The 12,054-nt window shown below is 56.5% G+C and carries 10 protein-coding genes; 6 read left to right on the top strand and 4 right to left on the bottom strand.

Features of this window, described 5'->3' with window-relative positions; all coding sequences use genetic code 11:
- The first annotated feature begins 202 nt into the window (after positions 1-202).
- Together aas and lplT are read left to right on the top strand one after the other, a co-directional pair.
- Entirely contained in the window at positions 203-2,362 is a 2,160-nt protein-coding gene (aas, locus tag AFK63_RS02515) for a bifunctional acyl-ACP--phospholipid O-acyltransferase/long-chain-fatty-acid--ACP ligase (RefSeq protein WP_038868065.1), read from the top strand.
- The gene (lplT, locus tag AFK63_RS02520; protein WP_038868067.1) at positions 2,355-3,548 is read left to right on the top strand and encodes a lysophospholipid transporter LplT; all 1,194 of its coding nucleotides are present in this window, start codon (positions 2,355-2,357) and stop codon (positions 3,546-3,548) included. Before aas ends, lplT begins: the two co-directional genes overlap by 8 nt.
- Before the next feature lie 47 nt (positions 3,549-3,595).
- Here lplT and AFK63_RS02525 read toward each other — a convergent pair whose 3' ends face one another.
- The 4 genes from AFK63_RS02525 to mutH all read right to left on the bottom strand — a co-directional run bounded on the left by AFK63_RS02525 (position 3,596) and on the right by mutH (position 6,597).
- On the bottom strand, positions 3,596-4,636 hold the full coding sequence (locus tag AFK63_RS02525) for an NADP(H)-dependent aldo-keto reductase (protein WP_038868069.1): 1,041 nt from the start codon (positions 4,634-4,636) through the stop codon (positions 3,596-3,598).
- 136 nt (positions 4,637-4,772) lie between these two features.
- The gene (locus AFK63_RS02530) at positions 4,773-4,991 is read right to left on the bottom strand and encodes a YgdI/YgdR family lipoprotein (protein WP_004385948.1); all 219 of its coding nucleotides are present in this window, start codon (positions 4,989-4,991) and stop codon (positions 4,773-4,775) included.
- Positions 4,992-5,119: 128 nt separating this feature from the next.
- Positions 5,120-5,833, bottom strand: a complete 714-nt coding sequence (locus tag AFK63_RS02535) for a TerC family protein (protein WP_038868071.1) — start codon at positions 5,831-5,833, stop codon at positions 5,120-5,122.
- Between the two features lie 77 nt (positions 5,834-5,910).
- Positions 5,911-6,597 (bottom strand): DNA mismatch repair endonuclease MutH, encoded by a 687-nt coding sequence (gene mutH / locus AFK63_RS02540; protein WP_038868369.1) that lies wholly within the window; start codon positions 6,595-6,597, stop codon positions 5,911-5,913.
- A gap of 683 nt (positions 6,598-7,280) precedes the next feature.
- Between mutH and rppH the strand changes: the two genes are divergently transcribed.
- The 4 genes from rppH (at position 7,281) to thyA (ending at position 11,911) form a co-directional block, all read left to right on the top strand.
- Positions 7,281-7,814, top strand: coding sequence for an RNA pyrophosphohydrolase (rppH, locus tag AFK63_RS02545; RefSeq protein WP_004385951.1), 534 nt, complete (start codon positions 7,281-7,283; stop codon positions 7,812-7,814).
- Positions 7,815-7,826: 12 nt separating this feature from the next.
- The gene (gene ptsP, locus AFK63_RS02550; RefSeq protein ID WP_038868072.1) at positions 7,827-10,073 is read left to right on the top strand and encodes a phosphoenolpyruvate--protein phosphotransferase; all 2,247 of its coding nucleotides are present in this window, start codon (positions 7,827-7,829) and stop codon (positions 10,071-10,073) included.
- Positions 10,074-10,234: 161 nt separating this feature from the next.
- Entirely contained in the window at positions 10,235-11,110 is an 876-nt protein-coding gene (gene lgt, locus AFK63_RS02555; protein WP_038868075.1) for a prolipoprotein diacylglyceryl transferase, read from the top strand.
- 6 nt (positions 11,111-11,116) lie between these two features.
- Positions 11,117-11,911: a thymidylate synthase gene (thyA, locus tag AFK63_RS02560; RefSeq protein ID WP_038868078.1), complete on the top strand. Its 795-nt coding sequence runs from the start codon at positions 11,117-11,119 to the stop codon at positions 11,909-11,911.
- Positions 11,912-12,054: the final 143 nt, after the last annotated feature.

The raw sequence follows: 12,054 nt of genomic DNA on the forward strand, positions 1-12,054 counted from the left end.
ACTTACACCAACCTGCGCGGATGCGCAGGTTTTTTTTTGCCTCTTTTCCGCCTCACGCTCCCCCTTCAGGCTGCCCATCTCACCGCCGCATTCAGACACCGCGTCTGGCCTGCCAATTTCTCCTGTCGCCCCTGTCCGCCGAGTCGTGTAATCTGCGCTAACTATACTTACCCCCCGCTAAAGGAAAACAAAGGGCGTTGATATGGTTTTAAAATTCTTTCGTTGGCTGTTCCGTTTGCTCTTTCGTATCCAGGTATATGGAGATACCGGGCCGTTGAGTCAGGAGCGCGTGCTGATCACGCCAAACCACGTCTCGTTTCTCGACGGCGCGCTGATGGCGCTCTTCCTGCCTGTACGTCCGGTATTCGCGGTCTATACCTCTATCAGCGAGCAGTGGTATATGCGCGCGCTGAAGCCGATTATTGACTTCGTCCCGCTTGACCCAACCAAACCAATGTCGGTGAAGCAGCTGGTGCGTCTGGTGGGACAGGGGCGTCCGGTGGTGATTTTCCCGGAAGGCCGAATCTCCATCAGCGGCTCGCTGATGAAAATCTATGACGGCGCAGGCTTTGTGGCGGCGAAATCGCAGGCGACAGTGATCCCGGTGCGTATCGAAGGCGCGGAGCTGACCTTTTTCAGCCGCCTGAAAGGCCTGGTGAAACGCCGCCTTTTCCCGCGCATTTCTATTCACATCCTGCCGCCGACGTCCATTCCGATGCCCGACGCGCCGAAAGCGCGCGATCGTCGCAAAATGGCAGGCGAAATGCTCCATCAGGTGATGATGGAAGCGCGTATGGCGGCGCGCCCGCGTGAAACGCTGTTTGAGGCGCTCATCAACGCGCAAAAGCGCTACGGCGAGGGCAAAAATTGTCTGGAAGATATTAACTTCAAGCCAGACACCTACCGCAGCCTGATGATGAAGACGCTATTTGTCGGGCGCATTCTCGATAAATACAGCGCGCCGCGCGAAGCCATCGGTTTAATGTTGCCGAACGCGAGCATCAGCGCGGCGGTGATTTTCGGCGCCGTTATGCGCGGGCGGATCCCGGCGATGATGAACTACACCGCGGGCGTGCAAGGGCTGACCAGCGCCATCACGGCGGCGCAGATCAAAACCATTTTCACCTCGCGCCAGTTCCTGGATAAAGGCAAGCTCTGGCACCTGCCGGAGCAGATAACCTCGGTGCGCTGGGTCTTTCTCGAAGATCTTAAAGGCGAGGTGACGGCGAAGGACAAAGCGTGGATCTTCGCGCATCTGTTAATGCCGCGCCTGGCCCAGGTGGAGCAACAGCCGGAAGATGCGGCGCTGATCCTCTTTACCTCCGGCTCAGAAGGCAATCCAAAAGGCGTGGTGCACAGCCACAAGAGCCTGCTGGCGAACGTCGAGCAGATCCGCACCATCGCGGATTTCACCGCCGACGACAAATTTATGTCGGCGCTGCCGCTGTTCCATTCCTTTGGCCTGACGGTGGGGCTGTTCACGCCGCTGCTGACCGGCGCGGAAGTTTTCCTCTATCCGAGCCCGCTTCATTATCGCGTAGTACCGGAGCTGGTGTATGACCGCAACTGTACGGTGATTTTCGGCACCTCAACGTTCCTTGGCCACTACGCGCGCTTTGCGCATCCCTATGATTTCCACATGGTGCGCTACGTCGTGGCCGGCGCGGAAAAACTTCAGGAAAGCACCAAACGCATCTGGCAGGACAAATTTGGCCTGCGCATTCTGGAAGGCTACGGCGTGACCGAGTGCGCGCCGGTGGTCTCCATCAACGTGCCGATGGCGGCGAAACCGGGCACTGTCGGGCGAATTTTGCCGTCAATGGACGCGCGTCTGGTAGAGGTGCCGGGTATCGAGCAGGGCGGACGTTTGCAGTTGAAAGGCCCGAACATCATGAAAGGCTATCTGCGCGTGGAAAACCCGGGCGTGCTGGAAGCGCCGGCAGCGGAAAACCCGCAGGGCGTCAGCGAGCCGGGCTGGTACGATACCGGCGATATTGTCGCGTTCGACGAGCAGGGCTTTGTGCAGATCCAGGGGCGCGCCAAACGTTTTGCCAAAATCGCGGGCGAAATGGTGTCGCTTGAAATGGTGGAAGGCCTGGCGCTGGCCGTCTCGCCGGAGAAAATGCACGCCACGGCCATTAAACATGATGCCGCCAAAGGCGAGGCGCTGGTGCTCTTTACGACCGATCCGGAGCTGAGCCGCGAAAAACTGGCGCAGCAGGCGCGCAGCAGCGGCGTGCCGGAGCTGGCGGTGCCGCGAGATATCCGCTTCCTCAAACAGCTGCCGTTACTGGGCAGCGGCAAACCCGATTTTGTATCGCTGAAAAAAATCGTCGACCAGGAAGAGGCCCATCATGCCTGATTCGCTCAGCCAGAACGGCTCGCTGTTTTCGCGAGGGATGATGGCGGTTATCGCCGCGCAGTTTCTCTCGGCGTTTGGCGATAACGCGCTGCTGTTTGCCACTCTCGCGCTACTCAAGCAACAGTTCTACCCGGACTGGAGCCAGCCGGTGTTGCAGATGGTGTTCGTTTGCGCCTATATCCTGCTGGCGCCGTTCGTGGGACAGGTCGCGGACAGCTTCTCCAAAGGGCGGGTGATGATGGTCGCCAACGGCCTGAAGCTGCTCGGCGCGGTGGTTATTGTCTTCGGCGGCAACCCGTTTGTCGGTTATACGCTGGTGGGCGTCGGCGCGGCGGCGTATTCGCCTGCCAAGTACGGCATACTCGGCGAAATAACTACCGGCGATCGCCTGGTGAAAGCTAACGGGCTGATGGAGTCTTCGACCATCGCGGCGATCCTGATTGGGTCGATGGCAGGCGGCGTGCTGGCGGACTGGCACGTTGGCGCGGCGCTCGGCGTTTGCGCGCTTGCCTACGCGGGCGCGGTGGCGGCCAACCTGCTTATCCCGAAACTCGGCGCAGCGCGCCCGGGGCAGTCCTGGCGTTTCGGCCCGATGACGCGCAGCTTCTTCAGCGCCTGTCGCGAACTGTGGCATAACGATGAAACCCGCTTTTCGCTGGTGGGCACCAGCATGTTCTGGGGCGCAGGCGTGACGCTGCGTTTCTTACTGGTGCTGTGGGTGCCGGTCGCGCTTGGCATTACCGATAACGCCACGCCGACGTATCTGAACGCGATGGTGGCGGTCGGTATCGTGGTGGGCGCGGGCGCGGCGGCGAAGCTGGTGACGCTGGAGCGCGTGTCGCGCTGTATGCCTGCGGGCATTCTGATTGGCATCGCGGTTATCTTCTTCTCGCTCCAGCAGGCGGCGCTGCCGGCGTATCTGTTACTGCTGCTGATAGGCTTTTTCGGCGGTTTCTTCGTGGTGCCGCTCAACGCGCTGTTACAGGAGCGCGGTAAGCGCTCCGTCGGCGCGGGCAACGCCATTGCGGTGCAAAACCTCGGCGAGAATACCGCGATGCTGCTGATGCTGGGGCTCTATTCGCTGGCGGTGAAGCTCTCGCTGCCGGTGGTAGGGATTGGCGTCGGCTTTGGCGCGATTTTCGCGCTGGCCATCGCCGGGCTCTGGCTGTGGCGACGCAAACAGTAAAAAAAGACCCGCTTCGGCGGGTCTTTTTACAGGCAGCGGTTGAATGCTTACGGCGCCGGGTAGGTATACACCTGATGCACCGCCTCCAGTTCCGCTAACACCTCTTCGTTTAATTCGACATGCAGGCTTTCGACGTTGGTTTTGAGTTGTTGCATCGTCGTCGCGCCAAGCAGCGTGCTTGCGACAAACGGTTGCTGGCGCACGAACGCCAGCGCCATCTGGGCCGGGTCCAGCCCGTGGCGTTTCGCCACGTCCACATAGGCGGCGACCGCTTTCTGCGACTGCTCGCTGCTGTAGCGCGTAAAGCGGCTGAAGAGCGTATTGCGGGCGCCGGCAGGTTTCGCGCCGTTCAGGTATTTGCCGGAAAGCGTGCCGAACGCCAGCGAGGAGTAAGCCAGCAGCTCAACGCCTTCATATTGACTCACTTCGGCAAGACCCACCTCAAAGCTGCGGTTCAGCAGGCTGTACGGGTTTTGAATGGTGACGATGCGCGGCAGATCGTGTTTATCCGCCAGATGCAGATAACGCATTACGCCAAAAGCGGTTTCGTTGGAGACGCCGATATAACGGATTTTCCCCGCGCGCTGGAATTCCGCCAGCGCTTCGAGCGTTTCCAGCAGCGTGATGACTGGCGTGCTGTCAGTCCAGGTGTAACCGAGTTTGCCAAAGCAGTTAGTTGGGCGCTGCGGCCAGTGCACCTGGTAGAGATCGAGATAGTCGGTCTGTAAACGTTTCAGGCTGGCGTCGAGCGCGTCGCGGATATTTTTGCGATCCAGCGCCTGATTGGGGCGGATGCCGCTGTCGCTGTTACGGCTCGGGCCGCTGACTTTCGAGGCGATAATCAACTTTTCGCGATTGGCGCGTTTTTTCAGCCAGTTGCCGACGTAAGTTTCCGTCAGGCCCTGGGTTTCCGGGCGCGGCGGGACGGGGTACATTTCGGCGACATCAATCAGGTTTATGCCCTGGCTTACGGCGTAATCGAGCTGTTCATGGGCGTCGGCTTCGCTGTTTTGTTCACCAAACGTCATGGTTCCCAGCCCCAGCGTGCTGACTTCAAGTGAGCTATGAGGGATACGGTGATAATGCATAGCCAGCCTACCTTCTGTTGTTCAGTCCGCGTCAGGCCATTCCTGACAAAGGAATATAAACATGGCAGAGGGGAGACAAAAGGAAAAGAGGGAAGGGAGAAAAAACCAAAAGGTCAGCGCGATGCTGACCTTTTATTTAGCGCTCAATGATTTGCGAAACCTGATCGCGGTTAATTTGCATCTCATTGCCCTGGGGATCACGATAGCTGACCAGCCCGGTTTCGTCATCCACCTGCGGTTTGCCTTCGGTCAGGATCATACGACCATCTTTTGTCGCCATGACGTAATCGCTGCTACAGCCAGAAACCGCGAAGGCCAATCCGACGGCAGAAATTGCTACAGCCCATTTATTCATTGTTTTTCGCCTCATCAGGAAGGGGTCCACGTAGAGTCTAGTAAAAAACAGCGAGGCGGCGTGAAAAAGCGGCAAATTCTTAAAAGCACAGGGGAATAAACAAAAACGCTCCCGAAGGAGCGTAATGTTTACAGCGGTTTTTTCTTGTTGCGCAACAGATTGAGGCTTTCCACGGCAATCGAGAAAAACATCGCGAAGTAGATGTAGCCTTTCGGCACGTGAATATCGAAACTTTCCAGCATCAGGGTGAAGCCCACCAGGATCAGGAAAGAAAGCGCCAGCATCTTCACGGACGGATGACGTTCGACAAACTCGCCGATAGGGCGCGCGGCGAACATCATCACGCCCACCGCAATCACGACCGCCGCCATCATAATGAACAGATGATCGGAGAGGCCCACCGCGGTGATGACCGAATCCAGACTGAAAATGATATCCAGCAACATGATCTGGAAAATAGCGCCGAAGAAGGAGTGAACATTGGTTTTCAGCCCCTCTTCTTCGCCTTCAATCGATTCATGGATCTCCTTGCTGGCTTTCCAGATAAGGAACAGGCCGCCCAGCAGCAGGATGAGATCTCGCGTTGAGATATCATGACTGAACACCGTAAAGAGCGGGTTGGTCAGTTTCACCACCCAGGCGATCGACGCCAGCAGCGCCAGGCGCATCACCATCGCTGCGCCGAGACCCAGCTTGCGCGCCAGCGCCTGTTGCGATTTCGGCAGCTTCGCCACGACAAGCGAGAGAAAAATGATATTGTCGATCCCAAGTACGATCTCCAGCAGCGTCAGCGTACCGAGCGCCAGCCAGGCGTTGGGATCAGTTATCCATGCAAACAACATTTAAAAAGCCCTGCTCAAAGAAACAAAACGCTAATTATATGCGTCTGTGGAAGGCTGTTGACAAAAATTTAAGGTGTTTATAACAAAAAATGACGCGCCAGCAGGGCGGCGGTGAAGTTCTTCTTCAGATAAAAGCCGCGCGGCAGGGTCAGCACTGGCTCGCCGTGAACACCGAACGCGGGCGTCAGGGCTTTACTGTTAGCGGCTTTTGGACGCAACTGCAGTACTTCGCCGTGGCGGGCAGTAATGCGCTCAACCTGACCTAAAACAATGAGATCCATTAACTCTTCCCAGTCGCGACGCAGTTGCTCTTCCTCCTGCGGCGACGGACTCCAGAGCAGCGGTGCGCCAACACGACGCTCGCCGAGCGGGATCGCGCGCTCACCTTCCACTGGCACCCAAAGCACGCGCTTAAGCTTATGGCGCACATGGCTGGTTTCCCACGTCACGCCTGTATTGCCGGTGAGCGGCGCTACACACACGAACGTAGTTTCAAGCGGGCGTCCCTGGCGGTCTATCGGGATCGTTTTAAGCTCAACGCCGATAGCGGCGAAATCCTGCTCTGGCTTGCTGCCCGCGCTGGCGCCGAGCCAGCGCTCCAGCAGCACGCCTGTCCAGCCCTTATCGCGTCGCAAATCTGCCGGCGTTTCGAGTCCCGCCAGCGTCGCCAGCTCGCCAAGCGTCAGCCCGGCCAGCTGCTGCGCCTGTCCTAACAACTGCGCTTCATCTTCAGGCGGCCGGGTAAGGGGGGCAAGGGAAGCCATAAAAAACACCTTTTGTTTAAAAAATGAACAGTAAAAAACGGGGTTGTGGAAAGAGTTTACCTGCATGTGAGCAAACCAGGCAATTGCATGATTTAAAATGGTTTTTATGATAAAAAAAGAAATTTATCGTGCTTAAAATCGAGGTTGTTCAAATCTGGTCACCGACAATAAACAGGATCTTACACCAGTTTATCCACAGAAAAATGGGATAACTGTGTAAATCCCTCACTACTGTTTCGATTTACAGCCTTGACGGCCAGCGAAAACCCGCTTTTTCAGCAAATTGTGACTAAGTTATTGGCATAATCTGTGGATAAAAACGACGCTGGTCGATCTTTCGTCAGGCTAAGGATCGTCAGTGTGATGATCGTCACGTTATGCGATGGATATCACGCTTTTGTAAATTTAATCGTTTGAATAGCAATACAATTTTATCCATAAGAATTATCCTTAGTTCAGGGTTGTTTTGGGTTTTCCCTGGGAAATAAGACACTTCTTCACAAAGATATCCACAGAAAAAGTGAATAAAAGCGGGCTAAAGCTCTGTTACCTGTTTATAACCCTGCATATTTTTGTGAGTTATTCAAATGTTATTCCTGTCCATACCCGCTAACAGAGTGGTTTACCGTCAATGAGGAGTATGAAACAATCGTTACTATCCAGGTTTATTTTGAGGTAGTCCGGTGATCGATGATGATGGCTACCGCCCGAATGTTGGTATCGTGATCTGTAATCGTCAGGGGCAGGTAATGTGGGCCAGACGTTTTGGTCAGCACTCCTGGCAATTTCCGCAAGGCGGCATTAATCCTGGCGAGTCGGCGGAGCAGGCGATGTACCGCGAGCTTTTCGAAGAAGTCGGTCTACAACGAAAAGATGTGCGTATCCTCGCCACAACCCGCAACTGGTTACGTTACAAATTACCAAAACGTTTGGTGCGTTGGGACACAAAGCCGGTATGTATCGGCCAGAAACAAAAGTGGTTTCTTCTGCAGTTAATGAGCAACGATGCCGATATCAACATGCAAACCAGCAGTACGCCAGAATTTGACGGCTGGCGGTGGGTGAGCTTCTGGTATCCGGTGCGCCAGGTCGTCTCTTTTAAGCGCGATGTTTATCGTCGGGTCATGAAAGAGTTCGCAAGCGTTGTGATGCCGTTGCAGGAGAGCGCGCCACCGCAGCGTAATCCTTCGCCTGCCTGGCGACGTAAAAGAGGTTAAGCCACGCAAATTATGCTCACCCGGTTGCGAGAAATAGTCGAGAAAGTTGCCAGCGCCCCGCGCCTCAACGAGGCGCTGGACATTCTCGTCACGGATATTTGTCTTGCGATGGATACCGAAGTCTGTTCGGTTTATCTCGCCGACCACGACCGGCGTTGCTATTACCTGATGGCGACCCGGGGGCTTAAAAAACCGCGCGGGCGTACCGTCACGCTGGCTTTCGACGAGGGCATCGTCGGGCTGGTCGGCCGCCTCGCCGAGCCGATTAACCTCGCTGACGCGCAAAAACATCCCAGCTTTAAATACATTCCTTCCGTGCGCGAAGAGCGTTTTCGCGCCTTTCTCGGCGTGCCGATTATTCAGCGTCGCCAGTTGCTCGGCGTTTTAGTCGTCCAGCAGCGTGAGCTGCGTCAGTACGACGAGAGCGAAGAGTCATTCCTGGTGACGCTCGCCACCCAGATGGCGGCCATTCTGTCGCAGTCGCAGCTTACCGCCCTGTTTGGCCAGTACCGACAGACACGCATCCGCGCGCTGCCGGCGTCGCCGGGGGTGGCGATAGCTCAGGGATGGATGGACGCCACGCTGCCGCTGATGGAACAGGTGTACGAAGCTTCCACGCTCGACACCGGGCTTGAGCGTGAGCGCCTGACCACCGCGCTGGAAGAGGCGGCGGGAGAATTTCGTCGCTACAGCAAACGCTTTGCCGCCGGCGCGCAAAAAGAGACGGCGGCGATTTTCGATCTCTACTCTCACCTGTTGTCTGACGCGCGGTTGCGTCGTGAACTCTACGACGAGGTGGATAAAGGCTCGGTCGCCGAATGGGCAGTTAAAAAGGTCATTGAAAGATTTGCCGAGCAGTTTGCCGCCCTGACCGATGGCTATCTTAAAGAGCGCGCAGGCGATCTTCGCACGCTTGGACAGCGTCTGTTGTTCCATCTTGACGATAACATCCAGAGCCCCAACACCTGGCCGGAGCGCTTCGTGCTGGTAGCGGACGAGCTGTCCGCGACGACCCTTGCCGAGCTGCCGCAGGACAGATTAATGGGCGTCGTAGTGCGTGACGGCGCGGCGAACTCCCATGCCGCCATCATGGTGCGCGCCATGGGCATTCCGACCGTAATGGGCGCGGATATCCAGCCTTCGGTGCTGCATCACCGTATGCTGGTGGTGGATGGCTATCGCGGCGAATTGCTGGTGGACCCGAGCCCGGTGCTGCTGCATGAATACCAGCGGCTCATTAGTGAAGAGAACGAGCTCAGCCGCCTCGCGGAAGATTACGTCGAGCAGCCCGCTTGTCTTAAAAGCGGCGAGCGCGTGCAGGTCATGCTGAATGCAGGTCTGAGCCCGGAGCACGAAGAGAAGCTTGGCAGCCGTATTGACGGTATCGGCCTCTACCGCACTGAAATTCCCTTCATGCTGCAAAGCGGCTTCCCGTCCGAAGAAGAGCAGGTGGCGCAGTATCAGGGCATGTTGCAGATGTTCAACGACAAGCCCGTTACGCTGCGTACGCTCGACGTCGGCGCCGATAAACAACTGCCATATATGCCGATCAGCGAAGAAAACCCATGCCTCGGCTGGCGCGGCATCCGCATTACGCTCGACCAGCCTGAGATCTTTTTGATCCAGGTGCGCGCCATGCTGCGCGCTAACGCGGCGACGGGTAACCTCAGCATTCTGCTGCCGATGATCACCAGCATCGATGAAGTAGACGAAGCACGTCGGCTCATCGATCGTGCCGGCCGGGAAATGGAAGAGATGCTCGGCTATGAGATCCCCAAACCCCGGTTGGGCGTGATGGTCGAAGTCCCATCGATGCTCTTTATGCTGCCTCATCTGGCCAGCCGCATTGACTTTATCTCGGTCGGCACCAATGACCTCACCCAGTATCTGCTGGCGGTAGACCGCAACAATACGCGTGTCGCCAGCCTCTATGACAGCCTGCACCCGGCGATGCTTCGCGCGCTTAAGATGATTGCACTTGAGGCGCAGCGCCTCGGCATCGATCTCTGCTTGTGTGGCGAGATGGCGGGCGACCCGATGTGCGTCGCGCTGCTGGTTGGCATGGGGTATCACCATCTTTCGATGAACGGCCGCTCTGTCGCGCGCGTTAAGTATCTCCTGCGCCATATCACTCTGGAAGAAGCCGAGACGCTTAGCGCCCGCAGCCTCGAATCCCAGTCTGCCACCGAAGTGCGCCATCAGGTAGCGGCCTTTATGGAGCGTCGCGGCATGGGCGGCTTAATTCGCGGCGGTCTGTAACGCCGCGACAGCACGTGCTCTTACACATCTTTTACAACTTCCTGACCTCGCCCACGCTGGGCTTTATGCTATGATTCGCTGCCTCAGGAGCGTCCGGAAAAGGGCGCAGCATCTCACCCGCTGTCCACTTTCAGCGGGATAACAACAGGTTTTGGTGACAGATGAATAGTGGCTATCTGCATTTTCCCGATTTTGATCCGGTAATCTTTTCGCTTGGGCCGGTTTCGCTTCACTGGTACGGACTGATGTACCTTGTGGGCTTTGTCTTCGCCATGTGGCTCGCCGTTCGTCGTGCCAATCGTCCCGGCAGCGGCTGGACGAAAAACGAAGTTGAAAACCTGCTGTATGCGGGCTTCCTCGGCGTGTTCCTCGGTGGCCGTATCGGCTATGTGCTGTTTTATAATCTGCCGCTGTTCCTTGAAAACCCGCTCTATCTGTTCCGTGTCTGGGATGGCGGGATGTCTTTCCACGGCGGGCTTATCGGCGTTATCTGCGTCATGATCTGGTTTGCGAAGCGCACTAAACGCAACTTCTTCCAGGTTTCCGATTTTATCGCCCCGCTGATTCCGTTTGGGCTTGGCGCTGGCCGTCTGGGCAACTTTATCAACGGTGAATTGTGGGGCCGTGTCGATCCGGGCTTCCCTTACGCCATGCTTTTCCCGGGCTCCCGCAGCGAAGATATCAGTCTGCTGGCATCGCATCCGGAATGGCAATCGCTGTTTAATACTTACGGCGTGCTGCCGCGCCACCCGTCTCAGCTTTATGAGCTGTTCCTGGAAGGCATCGTGTTGTTTATCATCCTTAACCTGTTTATCCGCAAACCGCGCCCAATGGGGGCTGTTTCCGGCCTGTTTCTGATAGGTTATGGCGCCTTCCGTATTATCGTTGAATTTTTCCGCCAGCCGGACGCGCAGTTTACCGGCGAGTGGGTGCAATACATCAGCATGGGGCAGATCCTCTCCATTCCGATGATCGTCGCAGGCGCAGCCATGATGGTCTGGGCTTATCGCCGCCGCCCACAGCAGCAACTTTCGTGAGACGCCATGAAACAGTACCTTGAACTGATGAACAAAGTGCTCCATGAAGGAGCACAAAAAGATGACCGTACCGGCACCGGTACGCTCTCTATTTTCGGCCACCAGATGCGTTTTAACTTGCAGGAAGGTTTCCCGCTGGTCACCACTAAACGTTGTCATTTACGCTCCATCATCCATGAACTGCTCTGGTTTCTGAAAGGCGATACCAACATCGCTTATTTACATGAAAACAATGTCACCATTTGGGACGAATGGGCAGACGAAAACGGCGATCTCGGCCCGGTTTACGGTAAGCAGTGGCGCTCATGGACTGCGCCTGACGGTCGCCACATCGACCAGCTTGAAACCGTACTTAACCAGCTGAAAAACGATCCGGACTCGCGCCGTATTATCGTTTCCGCCTGGAATGTGGGTGAACTTGATAAAATGGCGTTGGCGCCGTGCCACGCGTTTTTCCAGTTTTATGTGGCGAACGGCAAGCTCTCCTGTCAGCTCTATCAGCGCTCCTGCGACGTGTTCCTTGGCCTGCCTTTCAACATCGCCAGCTACGCGCTTCTGGTGCATATGATGGCGCAGCAGTGCGACCTTGAAGTGGGCGATTTTGTCTGGACGGGGGGGGACACCCACCTCTACAGCAACCATCTGGAGCAGGCGCGTCTGCAGCTCACCCGCGAGCCGCGTCCGCTGCCTAAGCTGATTATCAAGCGTAAGCCAGATTCGCTCTTTGACTACCGGTTCGAGGATTTCGAAATCGAGGGTTACGATCCGCATCCCGCCATCAAAGCGCCCGTCGCGATTTAACGCTACCCTGCCATAACCGACGCCAGCGCGCGTCGGTTTTTTTATCCCCTTTGTCGGTTTTTCTGCACATCTTCCGCCGTTTTTGCAACTTTATGCAAAATGACGAGTTTCTTCCGAGACGTCTTCCGGTTCTGTTTATCAAC

This window comes from Cronobacter muytjensii ATCC 51329 (assembly GCF_001277195.1).
Lineage (GTDB): Bacteria > Pseudomonadota > Gammaproteobacteria > Enterobacterales > Enterobacteriaceae > Cronobacter > Cronobacter muytjensii.